Below are 15,349 nucleotides of genomic sequence, written 5' to 3' on the forward strand. Positions count from 1 at the left end.
GGACATAGATGACATCCATGACGATCACGGAGCTTTTCAGCGAAGCCGCGCGCCTTGAAGCCCAGGGCGACACGGCGGCAGCCATCAGCCTCTATGAGTCGTGGGTTGCTCTTCATCCTGCCGATCCGCACCTTCACGCCGCGCTGTTCAATTATGCGGTCGTCGAGGGCCGGGCCGGCAACAAGTATGGCGCCATCAACACGCTGCGCCATGCCATCCAGCTCAAGCCGGACTTCCAGCCCGCCTACATCAATCTCGGGCGGCTTCTGGAAGACGTGGGCCGCGGCGGCGATGCCGTTGCCCAATGGACGGCGCTGGTCAACCAGATGGGTACGGTCAACGGCGAAGGCATCAAGCACAAGCTGATGGCGTTGCAGCAGATGGGCCGCGTTCTCGAGAACGGCCACATCGACGGTCCGGCCGAGGATGCGCTCCGCATGTCACTGGAGATCAATCCGCAGCAGCCGGAAGTGGCCCAGCACTGGATCGCGCTCCGGCAGCGGCAGTGCAAGTGGCCTGCGGTCGAGGCCACGGAATTCATCCCGAAGACTGCGCTCTATGCCAACATTTCCCCGCTCTCCACCGCGGTCATGCTCGATGACCCGGTGTTCCAGTTGGCGCGCGCGGCGGCTTACGCGAAGCAATCGATCCCTCTGCCCACCCGTGCAGCGCCGGATTACCAGTCGCGCCAGGGGCCACGTCCGCAGAAGCTGAAGATCGGCTACGTCTCCTCCGACCTTCGCGAGCACGCCGTGGGCTTCGGCCTTTCGGAGCTGATGGAGCTTCACGACCGCGAACGTTACGAGATCCATGCGTACTATTGCGGGATCAACCGCGAAGACGCCACCAAGGAGCGCATCCGCAATTCGGTCGATCACTGGGCCGACATCAACGGGATGAGCGACGATGCTGCGGCACAGCGCATCCGCGATGACGGCATCGACATCCTCATTGACGTGAACGGCTTTACCCGCGATGCACGCACCGCCGTCTTCGCGCGGCGTCCGGCCCCCATCCAGGTGAACTGGTACGGCTTCCCCGGCACCATGGGCACGCCCTACCACAACTACATCATCGCCGACCCTTACGTGCTGCCGGAAGAAAACGAGATCTTCTTCAGCGAGAAAGTGGTGCGTGTGCCGTGCTACCAGCCCAATGACCGCAAGCGGAAGGTTTCCGACCAGACGCCGGACCGGGCCTTTGAAAACCTGCCGGCGGAAGGCTTCGTGTTCTGCTGCCTCAACGGCACCCAGAAGATCACCGACACGATATTCGAGGCCTGGATGCGCATTCTGGCCGGCGTGCCCGGAAGCTGCCTCTGGCTCCTCGACAGCATCCCGACCACCAACGACCGCCTGCGCGCCTTTGCAGCGGCCCGCGGCATCGACCCCGAACGCCTGCGCTTCGCGCCGAAGCGGCCCAATCCGCAGCACCTGGCGCGCTATCGTCTTGCCGGACTGTTCCTCGACACTTTCCCTTATGGCGCCCACACCACCGCGTCGGATGCCATGTGGATGGGGATCCCCGTGCTCACCATGGAAGGCCGCACCTTTGCTGCTCGCGTCTGCGGCGGGCTGGTGACGGCAGCAGGCCTCCCGGACATGGTGACGCCCGATCTCGCCTCCTATGTGGCGACTGCGATTGCCATCGGCAACAACCCCGATCTTGCAGAGGGCCTGCGCAACCGGCTGGAACAGAACCGTGCCACCTCGGTGCTCTTCGACACGCGGAAGCTCGCCCAGAGCCTCGAGGCCCTTTACGATGGCATGTGGGCTGATTTCGCGGGGGGCCGCCTGCCGGTTCCCGATCTCCGCAATCTCGATCTCTATCACGAGGTCGGCATCAGGATTCACAGCGCCGGCGAGGCCTTCGGTGTTGCGGACTATCAGCGCCATCTTGCCGCGATCAACAGCCATGCCCCCATCTGGCCGGACAACCGCCTTTGGCAGCGGCCTGCGGCGGAGACGGTCGAGATGGCGAAGCATCGCAAGCCGCCGGCACCGGCAACCATTCCCGCCGCACCCGATGTGGCGTGGCTCAAGAGGGCGTGACGCTCATGCGCGTGGCGATCATCGGAACGGGGTATGTCGGTCTGGTCACGGGCACATGCCTTGCCGAACTGGGTCACAGCGTCACCTGCATCGACAAGAACCCGCAGCGCGTGGCACAACTGAAGCGGGGACAATGCCCCATCCATGAGCCGGGCCTTGAAGACCTGATGGTGGCGAACGCCGCCGCCGGCCGACTGAGCTATGCCGGCGAGTCAGAAGACGCCGTTGCTGAAGCCGACATCGTGTTCATCGCCGTGGGCACGCCGCAGTCGGCCTCGGGCGGCAAGGCTGACCTCTCCTATGTTTCGGCCGCCGCTGAAGAGATTGGCCGCGCCATCCGCGGCTTCACCGTCGTGGCGGTGAAATCGACCGTTCCGCCCGGCACCTGCGACCAGGTGCAGGAGATCGTCAACCGCTTCGCCCGGGAGGGTGAGGCTGCCGTTGTCTCCAATCCCGAGTTCCTGCGCGAGGGCGCTGCTGTTTCCGACTTCATGACGCCGGACCGGATTGTGGTCGGGGCCGAAGACCAGATGGCCCGCCAGATGATGGAAGAACTCTATCTGCCCTTTGCAGGAAAGGCGCCCATCCTCTTCACGCGCCGCCGCAACAGCGAGCTCATCAAGTACGCCAGCAACGCATTCCTCGCGACCAAGATCGCCTTCGTCAACGAACTCGCCAGCCTGTGCGAGACGAGCGGTGGCGACATTGCCGAAATCACTGCCGGCATGGGGCTTGATGCCCGGATCGGCGACCGCTTCCTTGCCGCAGGGCCGGGCTATGGCGGCTCCTGCTTCCCCAAGGACACGGCAGCGCTGGCCGCCTATGCGCGCGAGCAGGGGGCTTCGCTCCACGTGGTGGAAGCGACCATGCATGCCAACAGCGAGCGCAAGAAATCCGTGAGCCGCCTCATCGCTCGCGCCATGGGTGGTGATGTCAGCGGCAAACGCATCGCCGTGCTGGGCGTCACCTTCAAGGCCAATACCGATGACATGCGCGATGCGCCCTCGCTCACCATCCTGCCGGAACTGCAGGCGATGGGGGCCGATGTCGTTGCCTACGACCCTGCCGGCATGAAGATGGCCCGCCCGCTTCTTCCCGGTGTGACATTTTTCTCCAGCGCAGAAGCTGCAACGAAGACAGCAGATGCTCTGGTCGTCCTGACGGAATGGCCGGAATTCAAGACGCTGGACTATGCCCGCATCTCAAGAGGGATGACGCAGCCGGTGATCGTCGACTGCCGCAATCTCCTTGATGCGAACCTTCTGAAGGCCAGCGGTTTCACCGTTGCGGGCATTGGCAAGAGCATTTCCGGGACAGAGGATGGTACACGTCATGACAACAGCATCATTCCCTTCAAGGCGCGTCCTGATCGCGGGCGGAGCGGGCTTCCTGGGCTCGCACCTCACCGACAGGCTGGTGGCGCGCGGCTATCAGGTCGTCATCGCTGACAATCTCAGCACCGGCCGTCTCGAGAACATCGCCCATCATCTGGTTGCGGGGCGAGTGACCTTCATCCATCACGATGTCACCGATCCGCTGACCCTCGAGGTGGATGACATTTACAATCTCGCCTGTCCGGCCTCGCCGCCCCACTATCAGGCTGATCCGTTGCAGACGGCGTTGACCAGTTCACTGGGCGCCATGCACCTGCTGGCGCTCGCCAAGAAGACGGGCGCCCGGCTGTTCCATGCCTCCACCTCGGAGATCTACGGCGATCCGGAGGTTCATCCCCAGCCCGAAAGCTATTGGGGCAACGTCAACCCCATCGGCCCGCGCTCCTGCTACGACGAGGGCAAGCGCTTCGCAGAAACGCTGCTGATGGATGCGCGGCGGCAGCACGGTGTGGATGTCCGCATGGTGCGCATCTTCAACACCTATGGCCCGCGCATGCGCCCCGATGATGGCCGCGTCATCACCAACTTCATCACCCAGGCGATGGCCGGTGATGACCTCACCATTTATGGCAAGGGCGAGCAGACGCGCTCATTCTGCTATGTCGATGACCTGATCGACGGCTTCCTGCGGCTGATGGACCTGGAGCAGGGGCCCGATACGCCCGTCAATCTCGGCAATCCCGGCGAGTTCACGGTCCGCGAACTGGCGGAACGCGTGATCGGCATGGTGAAGTCGGGCTCGCGCATTGTCGAGCATCCGCTGCCCAAGGATGATCCGCGCCGCCGCTGCCCGGACATCACGCTGGCGCGCACGCTTCTTGGCTGGGAGCCGAAGATTGCGCTCGCCGAAGGGCTGCTCCGCACCCTGCAGGCCCTGCAGAAGACCGAGACGGTTGTGCCCGCCTTTGAACCGGAGCGCCGCGTGGCCTGAGGCTATTGGGCGTTGACGGCTGACGGGTTGTCGAGGCTGTCCGAGCCTTCCACCTTGATCGAGAGCTTCATCGCCGTGACGAGGGCCTCGATGGCGTGCGTCTGGGCAATCAGGCCGTCAATCGCCGCCTGTACCACGGCATTGCCCTCGGTGTTTCCGGCAGCAATCATCTGGTCATAGGCTTCCTTGCCGCTGTCGGCCCGGTCCTTCATCGTCTGCATCTTCGCCAATGTGTCCTGCATCCGGGTGTCGAGAACCTTGGCTTCGGCCGGCGCTTCTTCAGAGGCGAGGTCCTGGAGGCCAGGTCCGTCCAGCGTGCTGCCGTCGCGGCGCGTGTAGGTGCCGGTGTAGATCGCCCACATGCCGGCCTGGTCGAAGTAGTGCGAGTTGTGGGTGTTGTCGGAGAAGCAGTCCTGTTCCTCCTCGGGATCGTGCAGGATGAGACCCAAGCGCATGCGCTCACCCGCCAGTTCGCCATAGGAGAGGCTGCCGAGCCCCGTGAGGATGACGCCGAGCCCGTCGCGGGCAGGCTTCGCAGAGAGTTCGGTGCGTGCGGCACCGCCTGCCTTCCAGTCGTTCGCCATTTCAGCAAGGTCCGCGACGAGAAGCCCGGTCACAGCCTTCAGGTAGGCGGCGCGGCGTTCGCAGTTGCCGTTGGTACAGTTGGCCGTGTCATAATCCGTATACGGACGGTTTCCGGCGCCGGCCTTGGTGCCGTTCAGGTCCTGGCCCCAGAGCAGGAATTCGATGGCGTGATAGCCGATCGCCACGTTGGCTTCGTTGCCGCCCGCTTCCTGCAGCGCCTTGATGCTTTCGGACGTGATGGAGGTGAGATCGATCTCGTCATTGCCGATCTTCAGTTTCGGATTGCCGATGGCATTGGCGACGTAGAACGGGTTCTCGTCGGACTCCTCGCCGTAGCTTTCGGTCGCCACATAGTCGATCAGGCCTTCGTCAAGCGGCCAGGAATTGACCCGGCCTTCCCATGCATCGACGACAGAGTTGCCGAAGCGGAAGCCTTCACTCTGCTGATACCAGGGCCGTGCATCGATCCATGCCTTGCGGGCGGCGGCGAGTGTCTCAGGCGAAGGCTTGGCAATCAGCGCGTCGACAGCCTTCTGCAGATCAAGCGCCGCCGCATGGGCATCGCCGAACATCGCTTCGGCGATATCGGAATAATGTGTCATGACAGCCTCGGGGGCAGGCGCCGCTGCGTTCACCGCTGCTGTGGCGACACTGAGACCCAGAGCCGTTGCTGCAATCCATTTCGCCCACGTCTCCGTCATGTCCGATCTCCCTGATCCCGTTTCAATTTCCTAAGTTGAGTGAATTGATCGGGTTTAAAATCAATGTCAAGTATTTTAGTCGGAATAAACATTGCGACGACTCGTTTGGACGCGGGCGAACGATATGCCAGTCTGGGCGCCTGAACCGCTCTTCCTGAGGAAATCCCATGATTTACAGCAACCTGCGAGACACCGACGGACGCCGGGTTGGGCTGCGGTGTGAGGGCGGATTGATCGCCGAGATTGGTCCTCGCCTTGTCGATGCGCCGGGCGTTGCGGGTGAGGGTCGGCTGTTGCTGCCCGCGCTCGTCGAGCCCCATTGCCACCTCGACAAGACCCTGTGGGGCGAGCCGTGGCAGCAGGGGCCGGGCGCGCAGACACTCCGCGGCTGGATCGAAAACGAGCGGCGTGTGCTCTCTGCCTGCAAGACACCGGTTGCCGTCCGCGCCGGCCGCCTCATGGAACAGATGCTCATCTGCGGCACAACGGCGATCCGCAGCCATGTGGACGTGGCACCCGACATGGGGCTCTCGCATATCGAAGCGATGCTCGAGGTCAAGCAGGCCTGGGCGCCGCGCGTGGACCTTCAGCTCGTTGCCTTTCCGCAGCAGGGCGTGATCTCGCGGCCGGGCACGCTCGATCTTCTGCGCGAAGCGATGAAGCTGGGTGTTGAAACCATGGGCGGGCTCGATCCTGCCGGCATCGATGGCGATCCCGACGGTCAATTGCGCGGCATCTTCGATCTGGCGCAACAGTTTGACCGCGGCATTGATATTCACCTGCATGACAAGGGCGCGCTCGGCGCCTGGCAGATCCGCCGCATCGCCGACTACACCGAAGCGAGCGGGCTTGCGGGCCACGTGATGGTCTCGCACGCCTACTGCCTCGGCATGATCTCCGACAGTGAACTCACCGCCATCGGCGAGCGCCTTGCCGCGCTCAAGATTTCGCTGATGACATCTGCACCGGGCGATGTGGCGGTACCGCCCGTGGCGCGGCTCACCGAACTTGGCGTCACCGTCTGTTGCGGTTCCGACGGCATCCGCGATGCCTGGTCGCCGCTCGGCAACGGCGACATGCTGGAACGCGCCTATCTCACCGCCTTCCGCTTCGACTGGAGCGGCGATGCGGAATTCGCGCTTGCCCTCTCTTGTGCCACCTCCCGCGCCGCCACGGCGATCGGCTTGAACAATCGCGGGCTCACGGTGGGTGCCGTGGCCGACTTCCTGATGGTCGACGCGCTCAACATCGGGGATGCCCTGGCGCGGCGGCCGCAACGGCGGCGGGTGGTCCGACATGGCCGGCTCATCGCGGACGACGGGCAGCTGTTGCACTAGCCCGACCGCACGGGTTTGCCCGCGAATCCGGCAAGGCGAGTCAAAGTTTTCAGCGCCCTGCCGTGAATCCCGGCGCAGACGGAATTCTTCACGGGTGGTCAAATCCAACCAGCTTGACTCCGGCGTAAAACCGGACATTGATGACGCGCAGCCGGAGTTTCCGGCATAAGACATGACCCCTTGGGGTCGCCGGGCAATGTGGCCCCATGGTGCTCAGCAATGTGCTGCCCGCATCATGGGGTTTTGTATTTTTGGGGTTTTGTATTTTGGGGAGTGAGATGCGCAAGGCGCACCGGATCGGCATCCTGTATTCGACCAGCGGCCCCTATGCCGCCATCGGACGGGATTGCCGTGACGCCGCCGAATTCGCCATCGCCCAATATGCCGCCGTCATGCCCGGCCTCGTGGAACCTGTTCATGTCGATCCCGGCGCCAGCCTGAAAGGCTATGTGGAAGGCGCCATCACAATGCTCCGCGACCGGGGATGTCGCCACATCATTGGAACTGTCACGTCTGCTGCGCGAAAGGAGATCATACCGGTCGTCGAAAAGCACGATGGCCTGCTCTGGTACACCTGCCCCTATGAGGGCTTCGAGGCGAACCCGAACGTGATCTATACGGGCGCCTGCCCGAACCAGCATCTGCTGCCGCTGTTCGATTACCTGCTGCCGCGCTTCGGTAACCGCCCCTATCTCGCCGGCGCCAACTATGTGTGGGGCTGGGAGATGAACCGGCTCGCCCGTGAACTCATCAATGCCAGCGACGGCGAGATTGCCGGCGAGCGATATCTTCCGCTGGAGGAAACCACCGTCGACCTGCTGATCGCGGATATCGAGCGGGAGAAGCCGAGCTTCATCCTCAACAACCTGATCGGCCCTGCGAGCTATGCCTTCCTGACGGCGATGCACGTGCTTGCGCTGCGCAATCCCGCCTTTGTGCCGGAGCGCTGCCCGGTCGTGAGCTGTGATCTCACCGAGTGCGAGCTTGGCGAGTTCGAAGGCGACATGGCGGTGGGGCAGATGTCCGCCGCCTGCTATTTCGACGGGCTCGGCAGCGAAAACGAGAAGGCCTTCCGCCCTGATTTCATTCGCAGCTTCGGGCCGGAGCGGCGCATCTCCTCGATCTTTGCCGCAACCCATGCCGCAACCGCGCTCTGCCTCGAAGCCATTCATGCGATCGGCGACGACGAGCCGCGCGCCGTGCGCCAGCACCTCTATTCCACCACGACGCAGACGGTGCTGGGTCCCGTGCGCATCGACGCCACGACGAACCACGCAGCACTCCCCTTCCATCTCGGCCGCATCAACCGCCAACGCGGTTTCGATGTGCTGGCTTCGCGGCCTGCGATTGCTGCCGATCCCTATCTCACGGCGCAGCGCAGCGCGGCGCGGCCCAGACTGCGGGTGGTGTCATGAGGCACACGCCCAACTTCTCCCATCGCCGCGCGGTGCTTCTGCACCGGCCCGATTCCAACACCGACAAGCTGGTGCGCCAGCTCAAGCTGCTTGGCCTCGTCGTCGAGATGATCTGGGAGCCGCTGCCGGTGGGCGATGCGCCCGACATCGTTCTCGTCGATGCCGACCAGGGCTGGGATGGCCTGCTGCCTTGGAAGAGCGCCGACGAAGCGCCTTGTCCGGTGGTGGCTCTCCTCGGCACCGAAGCGCCGAGCCGCATTGCCTGGGCGCTGGAACAGGGTGCGGGCGCCATTCTCGCCAAGCCGATCAATCCGTCCGCCGTGTTTCCGGCCCTCGTCATGGCCCATGCCCGCCACGAGGAGCGCATCGCGCTCCGCGAGCGGCTGGCCCATCTCGAGGAGCGGCTGAAGCTGCGCCCCGTCGTCCATGCGGCGGTGAAACTGCTGATGCAAAAACGCGGCATTTCGGAAGAGGACGCCTATGCGGCCCTGCGCAGCGTCGCCATGCAGCAGCGGCAGACGGTCGAGGCCATTGCCGCCGCCCTTGCTACGGGCACCATGAAACTGCCGGAGACCGGCTGATGCGCGTACTCCGGGAGATGATGAGCCGTCCTTCGGCGGTGTTCGGGCTTTTTGTGGTGGGGGCCGTGGTGATCCTTGCGATTGCGGCACCGCTGCTCGCGCCCTACAGCCCGGACGAACAGATGTTCGACGGTCTCAGCCTCGAAGGCGCGCCTCTGCCGCCCTCGGCACAATTCCTGCTCGGCACCGATACGCTGGGCCGCGATCTTTTCTCCCGTCTGCTCTTTGGTGCGCGCACGTCGCTGCTCATCGGCCTCGTCGCGAATGGTGCGGCTGTACTGATCGGCCTCTTCGTCGGTTCCGTGGCGGGCTACCTGAGGGGGTGGCCGGGCAACCTTCTGATGCGCTTCACCGACCTGATGACGGCCTTCCCGGCGCTGCTGCTCGCCATCGTCCTTGCGGCCCTGCTGCGCCCCAGCCTGTGGATCGTGGCGCTGGTGATTGCGCTCGTGAACTGGGTGCAGGTGGCGCGCATCGTTTTCACGGAAACACGCTCGCTGGTGGAGCGGGACTTCATCCTGGCGGAGCGCTCGCTGGGCGCCGGACACGCCCGCATCCTCATTCACCACATCCTTCCCCACCTGATGCCGGTGGCGATCGTCTGGGGCACGCTCGGCATTGCCACCACGGTGCTCCTCGAAGCCTCACTCTCCTTCCTGGGCGTCGGTGTGCAACCGCCGCAACCGAGCTGGGGCAACATCATTTTCGAAAGCCAGAGCTATTTCCAGTCGGCACCTTGGCTGGTGTTCATTCCGGGCGCGGTGATCCTGCTCACGGCGCTCTCGTTCAATCTGCTGGGTGACGCGCTCCGCGACATCCTCGATCCGACGCAGCGGGGGAGGGGCTGATGCCGCTTCTCATCCTCCGGCGCCTGTTGCAGGCGGCACTCATCCTGCTTGGCGTGGCGCTGATTACCTTCGTGCTGCTCTACGCCATGCCGGCCGACCCGGCGCGGATGATCGCAGGCCGCAGTGCCACGGCGCAGACGGTCGCCAACATCCGCCATGAACTGGGGCTCGACCTGCCGCTCTTCACGCAATTCTGGAACTATCTCACGGGTTTGCTGCAGGGCAACCTCGGCCGCTCCTATGCCCAGAAGACCGAAGTGGCGACGCTGATCGCCTCACGCCTGCCGGCCACGCTTGTGCTGATGGCGGCGGGCATTTTCATGGAATTGGCGCTGGGCCTGGTCTTCGGCATCACTGCGGCCGTCAATCGCGGCGGATTCGTCGACCGCACCGTGATGATGGCCTCGTTCGTGGGCGTTTCGGCGCCGCACTTCGTCATGGCGCTGCTACTGCTCTATGTCTTTGCAGTGACGCTGGGCTGGTTCCCGATGAGCGGTTTCGGAACGCTGGCCCACGTGGTTCTGCCCGCGACGACACTCGGTCTGCTCGGGGCCGGCTGGTACGCCCGCATGGTGCGATCAACCATGATCGACGTGCTGGCGCAGGACTATGTCCGCACCGCCAATGCCAAAGGGCTGAGCACGACGCGCATCCTGCTCCGCCACGCCCTTCCCAATGCTCTTCTGCCGGTCATCGCGATGATCGGCATCGACATCGGCCAGTTCATGGGCGGCGTGGTGATGGTCGAGGCCGTCTATGGCTGGCCCGGCATCGGCCAGCTTGCCTGGCAGGCGATCCAGCAGGTCGATATTCCAATCATCATGGGTGTGACGCTCGTGTCGGCGCTCGCCATCGTCACCGGCAATCTCATCGCCGACGTCACCGCACCCCTGATCGATCCCCGCATACGAGCCCAATGAGTTCAACAGAGAGGAAAGCCCCAATGAAGAACATGCTGAAATACTCCGCCTTCGCCTTCGCCCTTGCGATGATGCCGCTTCCGGGCTGGACGCAGGACGCGCCCAAGCAGGGCGGCGACATCGTCGTCACCTACAAGGATGACATCGCCACGCTCGATCCGGCGATCGGCTATGACTGGACCAACTGGTCCATGATCAAGAGCCTCTATTCGCGCCTGATGGACTACAAGCCCGGCACTGCCGAGCTGATCCCGTCGCTCGCCGAAAGCTTCGAGGTCTCGCCCGACGGCCAGACCTATACCTTCAAGATGCACAAGGGCGTGAAGTTCTCGAACGGCCGCGAAGTGAAGGCCGCCGACGTGAAGTGGTCGATCGAACGCGCCGTGAACCCGAAGACGCAAGGCCCGGGCGCCGGCTTCTTCGGCGCCATTGCCGGCTTTGACGATCTCTCGGGCGGCAAGAGCGAAACCCTCTCCGGAATCGAGACGCCGGATGACTACACCGTTGTCTTCAAGCTGTCGCGGCCCGACGCGACCTTCCTGCATGTGCTCGCCATCAACTTTGCCTCCGTCGTTCCGAAGGAAGCGGTGGAAGCGGCAGGCGGCGACTTCGGCAAGAAACCGGTGGGCTCTGGCGCCTTCGTGCTCAAGGACTGGGTGATCGGCCAGAAGATGGTCTTCGCCCGCAACCCCGACTACTTCGTCAAGGACACCCCGCACATCGACGGCTTCACGGTCGAGATCGGCCAGGAGCCGCTGGTGGCGCTGCTCCGCCTGCAGAAGGGTGAGGTCGACATCGCTGGTGACGGCGTGCCGCCCGCCAAGTTCCTGGAAGTGAAGAACGGGCCTGACGGCGCCAACATTCTGGTCGATGGCGAGCAGCTCCACACGGGCTACATCACCCTCAACGTCAAGGTGAAGCCCTTCGACAACGTGAAGGTGCGTCAGGCCGTGAACATGGCCATCAACAAGGAGCGCATCACCCGCATCCTGAATGGCCGCGCAACGCCCGCGACCCAGCCGCTGCCGCCGCTGATGCCGGGCTACGACAAGAGCTACACGGGCTACGCGTATGATGTGGAGGGCGCCAAGAAGCTTCTGGCCGAGGCAGGCTTCAAGGATGGTTTCGAGACCATTCTCTATTCCACCAACACCGATCCGCAGCCGCGTATCGCGCAGGCGATCCAGCAGGATCTTGCCGCCGTCGGCATCAAGGCCGAGGTGCGTTCGCTGGCCCAGTCGAACGTGATTGCGGCGGGAGGCACCGAAGGTGAAGCGCCGATGATCTGGTCGGGCGGCATGGCGTGGATTGCCGACTTCCCGGATCCGTCCAACTTCTACGGCCCGATCCTTGGCTGCGCCGGCGCGGTGCAGGGCGGCTGGAACTGGTCGTGGTACTGCAATCCGGAGATCGACAAGCGCGCCGTCGCCGCCGACTCCATGTCGGACCCCGCCAAGGCGGCGGAACGCCAGGCGGCCTGGGGCAAGATCTTCACCGACATCATGGCTGACGCGCCGTGGGTGCCCGTCACCAACGAGCGCCGCGTTGTCGCCAAGTCGCTGCGCATGGGCGGCGAGGGCAACATCTACATCGATCCGACGCGCGTCATCAATTACGACGCCATTTGGGTCAAGTAAGCCACAATTTGAGAGAGCCCCGCGTCACTGCGGGGCTCTCGCCTCTTTCGGAGTTCACACGCATGTGCGTTGCCTGCAATCACACCATTCACCGCGCCAAGCATCACTTCGGCTGGGACAATTCCTTCAAGCCGCAGATCATCGCCAAGCCGGGTGAAACGATCCATTTCGAGTGCCAGGATTCCTCCGGCGGTCAACTGGGCGCCGATGCCACGGTGGCCTCCATCGCCGCGCTCGATTTCGGCAAGATCAACCCCGTGACCGGACCCGTCTATGTCGAGGGCGCAAAGCCCGGCGATGCGCTCAAGGTCACGCTGCGCAAGTTCATTCCCTCGGGCCACGGCTGGACAGCCAACATTCCGGGTTTCGGCCTGCTCGCCGACCAGTTCAAGGACCCCGCGCTGCACGTCTGGACATATGACGCCAGCAGCATGGCGCCCGCCCTCTACGGCCCCAAGGGCCGCGTGCCGCTCAAGCCCTTCGCCGGAACGATCGGTGTTGCTCCCGCCGAACCGGGCCTTCATTCCGTGGTGCCGCCGCGGCGGGTGGGCGGCAATCTCGACATCCGCGACCTGACCGCTGGCGTCACGCTCTATCTGCCGGTCGAAGTGGACGGCGCGCTGTTCTCGATCGGCGATACTCACGCCGCGCAAGGTGATGGCGAAGTCTGCGGCACGGCCATCGAAAGCCGCATGGATGTGGAAGCCACCATCGATCTGGTGAAGGGCGCCAACCTCGCCTCGCCGCGCTTCACCACCACGGGCCCCGTCACACGCCACCTCGATGCCGAAGGCTATGAGGTGACGACAGGGATCGGCCCCGATCTCATGACGGGCGCCAAGGAAGCCGTGGCGCGGATGATCGACCTGCTTTCCGCGGAACATGGCCTCAATCCGGTCGATGCCTACATGCTCTGCTCGGTCTGCGGCGATCTCCGCATCAGCGAAATCGTCGACATGCCGAGCTGGGTGGTGTCCTTCTACTTCCCGCGGATCGTCTTCACCTGATGAAGGACACGCCGCCGATCCTTGCCGTCTCGAACCTGTGTGTCGACGCGCGGACGCCCACCGGCCTGAAGCCCGTGCTTCAGCAGGTGGGATTCAGCGTCGCAGCCGGGGAGACCCTGTGCCTTGCCGGTGAATCGGGCTCGGGCAAGTCGGTGACGTCCCTTGCCATCATGGGGTTGCTGCCCAAGGCCTCGCTTCGTGTCTCGCAAGGTTCGATCCGCCTTTCGGGCCGTGAACTCGTCGGGCTGCCCAACAGCGAAATGCGCAAGATCAGGGGCGGCGAGATCGCCATGATCTTCCAGGAGCCGATGACCTCGCTCAATCCGGTCATGACGGTGGGCGCGCAATTGACCGAAGCCATTCGCGAGCATGGCGGCGGCGAGGGCGGTTCCGCCGATGCGGTGGCGCTCCGCATGCTTGATGCGGTTCACATGACCGAACCGGCGCGGCGGCTCACGCAATATCCGCACGAGCTCTCGGGCGGCATGCGCCAGCGGGTGATGATCGCCATGGCGCTCTCCTGCCGTCCCAAGGTGATGATCGCAGACGAGCCGACGACAGCGCTCGATGTCACGGTGCAGGCGCAGATCCTCAAGCTGATGAAGGAGCTGAAGCAGGAATTCGGCACCTCCATCATCCTCATCACCCACGACATGGGCGTCGTCGCTGAGATGGCCGACCGGGTGCTCATCATGCAGCAGGGCCGCTGCGTGGAGGAAGATCGGGTGGCGCGCATCTTCAACGCGCCGAAGGAGGCCTATACCAAAAGTCTTCTGGCCTCGGTTCTGGCGCTGGGGTCACGGAGCGGCACCGATGGCCCGCCGAAGGTCTCATCTGCGTCCTCGCCCGTCGCGGCCTCCGCCGCGCTTGTGCTGGAGGTGAAGGACCTGAGCGTCACCTATGGGGCATCGCAATCCTGGTTCCGGCGGCGCGAGGTTGCGGCCACCGTGCAGGGCGTGAGCTTTTCGATCCGCCCCGGTGAAACGCTGGGGCTCGTGGGCGAAAGCGGCTCCGGCAAGTCGACGACGGGCAAGGCCGTGCTCGGTCTCGTGCCCTTCTCCGGCAGCGTGAAGATCGGCGGGCAGGAGATCGCCGGGCTCTCCGCAACCGAGATGCGGCCGGTGCGCCGCTCCGCCCAGATGATCTTCCAGGACCCTTATGCCTCGCTTGATCCCCGCATGGCGGTGGGAGAGGCCATTGCCGAGCCTCTGCTGATCCATGGCTTGGGTACCGAGGGAGAGCGGACGTCGCGCGTCGCTGATCTGTTGCAGCGCGTGGGCCTTCCGGCTGATGCGGCGGCCCGCTACCCGCACGAATTTTCCGGAGGTCAGCGGCAGCGCATCTGCATCGCGCGGGCGCTGGCGCTCAATCCGAAGCTGATCGTGGCCGATGAAAGCGTGGCGGCGCTCGACGTTTCGGTGCGGGCGCGGGTTCTGGACCTGCTGCTCGAACTGCAGGAACAGCTCGGCCTGTCCTATCTCTTCATCTCCCACGACATGGCCGTGGTGGAATACATGTCCCACCACGTCGCCGTCATGAAGGCGGGCCGAATCGTGGAAATGGGAAGCAGGCGAAAGCTCTTCGAGAACCCGTCAAACGACTACACCCGCGCCCTCATGGACGCCGTGCCGGTTCCGGCCGTGGCGGGATGAGCGTTCAGGCCTTCTTGACCGCGCAGGTGTTGATGCCGAGCAGCGTGTAGGCCGGGCACCAGCCGATCAGGCCTGTGAGGATCGGCACGATGCCGATATAGCCCCAGGGCGTTTGCGGCCCGATAAACGCGAGCGAGAGAACGCCAATTCCCACGATGATGCGCAGGGCACGGTCGATTGATCCTTCATTGGTCTTCATGATGACCCTCCTTCTTTGTGATGATGCTTCCTTAAGCCACGGCGGGCGGCCCTGTCTGTGACCTGGTCACACAACTGGTCCGGAGGCTGGA

General features: G+C 64.1%; 13 protein-coding genes. 11 read left to right on the forward strand and 2 right to left on the reverse strand.

Annotation, left to right across the window (positions count from 1 at the left end; translation table 11 throughout):
- Positions 1-8 precede the first annotated feature (8 nt).
- The 3 genes from QM801_RS00980 to QM801_RS00990 are packed head-to-tail and all read left to right on the forward strand — an operon-like array spanning position 9 to position 4,376.
- A complete protein-coding gene (locus QM801_RS00980; protein ID WP_415017345.1) occupies positions 9-2,051 on the forward strand; it encodes a glycosyl transferase in 2,043 nt (680 codons plus the stop codon).
- A gap of 5 nt (positions 2,052-2,056) precedes the next feature.
- Positions 2,057-3,499 carry a UDP-glucose dehydrogenase family protein gene (locus QM801_RS00985; protein ID WP_415020870.1) on the forward strand — a complete coding sequence of 481 codons (1,443 nt, stop codon included), beginning with the start codon at positions 2,057-2,059 and terminating at the stop codon, positions 3,497-3,499.
- Positions 3,384-4,376, forward strand: coding sequence for a UDP-glucuronic acid decarboxylase family protein (locus QM801_RS00990; RefSeq protein ID WP_415017346.1), 993 nt, complete (start codon positions 3,384-3,386; stop codon positions 4,374-4,376). The genes QM801_RS00985 and QM801_RS00990 overlap by 116 nt, the downstream gene beginning before the upstream one ends.
- A gap of 2 nt (positions 4,377-4,378) precedes the next feature.
- On the opposite strand, the gene QM801_RS00995 is transcribed toward QM801_RS00990, so the two are convergent.
- Positions 4,379-5,662, reverse strand: coding sequence for an imelysin family protein (locus tag QM801_RS00995; RefSeq protein WP_415017347.1), 1,284 nt, complete (start codon positions 5,660-5,662; stop codon positions 4,379-4,381).
- A 167-nt stretch (positions 5,663-5,829) separates the two neighbouring features.
- Here QM801_RS00995 and QM801_RS01000 point away from each other — a divergent pair, with 167 nt between their 5' ends.
- The 8 genes from QM801_RS01000 (at position 5,830) to QM801_RS01035 (ending at position 15,059) form a co-directional block, all read left to right on the forward strand.
- On the forward strand, positions 5,830-6,999 hold the full coding sequence (locus QM801_RS01000; protein ID WP_415017348.1) for an amidohydrolase: 1,170 nt from the start codon (positions 5,830-5,832) through the stop codon (positions 6,997-6,999).
- Between the two features lie 278 nt (positions 7,000-7,277).
- Entirely contained in the window at positions 7,278-8,414 is a 1,137-nt protein-coding gene (locus tag QM801_RS01005; RefSeq protein WP_415017349.1) for a transporter substrate-binding protein, read from the forward strand.
- Positions 8,411-8,995, forward strand: a complete 585-nt coding sequence (locus tag QM801_RS01010) for an ANTAR domain-containing response regulator (RefSeq protein ID WP_415017350.1) — start codon at positions 8,411-8,413, stop codon at positions 8,993-8,995. Before QM801_RS01005 ends, QM801_RS01010 begins: the two co-directional genes overlap by 4 nt.
- Complete coding sequence (locus tag QM801_RS01015; protein ID WP_415017351.1) at positions 8,995-9,843, forward strand: ABC transporter permease; 849 nt, start codon at positions 8,995-8,997, stop codon at positions 9,841-9,843. Before QM801_RS01010 ends, QM801_RS01015 begins: the two co-directional genes overlap by 1 nt.
- The gene (locus QM801_RS01020; RefSeq protein ID WP_415017352.1) at positions 9,843-10,763 is read left to right on the forward strand and encodes an ABC transporter permease; all 921 of its coding nucleotides are present in this window, start codon (positions 9,843-9,845) and stop codon (positions 10,761-10,763) included. The genes QM801_RS01015 and QM801_RS01020 overlap by 1 nt, the downstream gene beginning before the upstream one ends.
- Before the next feature lie 68 nt (positions 10,764-10,831).
- On the forward strand, positions 10,832-12,400 hold the full coding sequence (locus QM801_RS01025; protein WP_415020871.1) for an ABC transporter substrate-binding protein: 1,569 nt from the start codon (positions 10,832-10,834) through the stop codon (positions 12,398-12,400).
- A 62-nt stretch (positions 12,401-12,462) separates the two neighbouring features.
- Positions 12,463-13,407 (forward strand): acetamidase/formamidase family protein, encoded by a 945-nt coding sequence (locus QM801_RS01030; protein WP_415017353.1) that lies wholly within the window; start codon positions 12,463-12,465, stop codon positions 13,405-13,407.
- Positions 13,407-15,059, forward strand: coding sequence for an ABC transporter ATP-binding protein (locus tag QM801_RS01035; RefSeq protein WP_415017354.1), 1,653 nt, complete (start codon positions 13,407-13,409; stop codon positions 15,057-15,059). The genes QM801_RS01030 and QM801_RS01035 overlap by 1 nt, the downstream gene beginning before the upstream one ends.
- 4 nt (positions 15,060-15,063) lie before the next feature.
- Here QM801_RS01035 and QM801_RS01040 read toward each other — a convergent pair whose 3' ends face one another.
- The gene (locus tag QM801_RS01040; protein WP_415017355.1) at positions 15,064-15,258 is read right to left on the reverse strand and encodes a DUF2892 domain-containing protein; all 195 of its coding nucleotides are present in this window, start codon (positions 15,256-15,258) and stop codon (positions 15,064-15,066) included.
- Positions 15,259-15,349: the final 91 nt, after the last annotated feature.

Source organism: Aestuariivirga sp. (assembly GCF_047600585.1).
Classification (GTDB): Bacteria; Pseudomonadota; Alphaproteobacteria; order Rhizobiales; family Aestuariivirgaceae; genus Aestuariivirga.

What these genes read in the sequence shown, in the direction of transcription:
- QM801_RS00980 (WP_415017345.1), top strand. Translation starts at nt 9, where the DNA reads ATGACATCCATGACGATCACGGAGCTTTTCAGCGAAGCCGCGCGCCTT.
- QM801_RS01040 (WP_415017355.1), bottom strand. Translation starts at nt 15,258, where the DNA reads ATGAAGACCAATGAAGGATCAATCGACCGTGCCCTGCGCATCATCGTG.
- QM801_RS01015 (WP_415017351.1), top strand. Translation starts at nt 8,995, where the DNA reads ATGCGCGTACTCCGGGAGATGATGAGCCGTCCTTCGGCGGTGTTCGGG.
- QM801_RS01000 (WP_415017348.1), top strand. Translation starts at nt 5,830, where the DNA reads ATGATTTACAGCAACCTGCGAGACACCGACGGACGCCGGGTTGGGCTG.
- QM801_RS01010 (WP_415017350.1), top strand. Translation starts at nt 8,411, where the DNA reads ATGAGGCACACGCCCAACTTCTCCCATCGCCGCGCGGTGCTTCTGCAC.
- QM801_RS00990 (WP_415017346.1), top strand. Translation starts at nt 3,384, where the DNA reads ATGACAACAGCATCATTCCCTTCAAGGCGCGTCCTGATCGCGGGCGGA.
- QM801_RS00985 (WP_415020870.1), top strand. Translation starts at nt 2,057, where the DNA reads ATGCGCGTGGCGATCATCGGAACGGGGTATGTCGGTCTGGTCACGGGC.
- QM801_RS01005 (WP_415017349.1), top strand. Translation starts at nt 7,278, where the DNA reads ATGCGCAAGGCGCACCGGATCGGCATCCTGTATTCGACCAGCGGCCCC.
- QM801_RS01030 (WP_415017353.1), top strand. Translation starts at nt 12,463, where the DNA reads ATGTGCGTTGCCTGCAATCACACCATTCACCGCGCCAAGCATCACTTC.
- QM801_RS00995 (WP_415017347.1), bottom strand. Translation starts at nt 5,662, where the DNA reads ATGACGGAGACGTGGGCGAAATGGATTGCAGCAACGGCTCTGGGTCTC.
- QM801_RS01020 (WP_415017352.1), top strand. Translation starts at nt 9,843, where the DNA reads ATGCCGCTTCTCATCCTCCGGCGCCTGTTGCAGGCGGCACTCATCCTG.
- QM801_RS01035 (WP_415017354.1), top strand. Translation starts at nt 13,407, where the DNA reads ATGAAGGACACGCCGCCGATCCTTGCCGTCTCGAACCTGTGTGTCGAC.
- QM801_RS01025 (WP_415020871.1), top strand. Translation starts at nt 10,832, where the DNA reads ATGATGCCGCTTCCGGGCTGGACGCAGGACGCGCCCAAGCAGGGCGGC.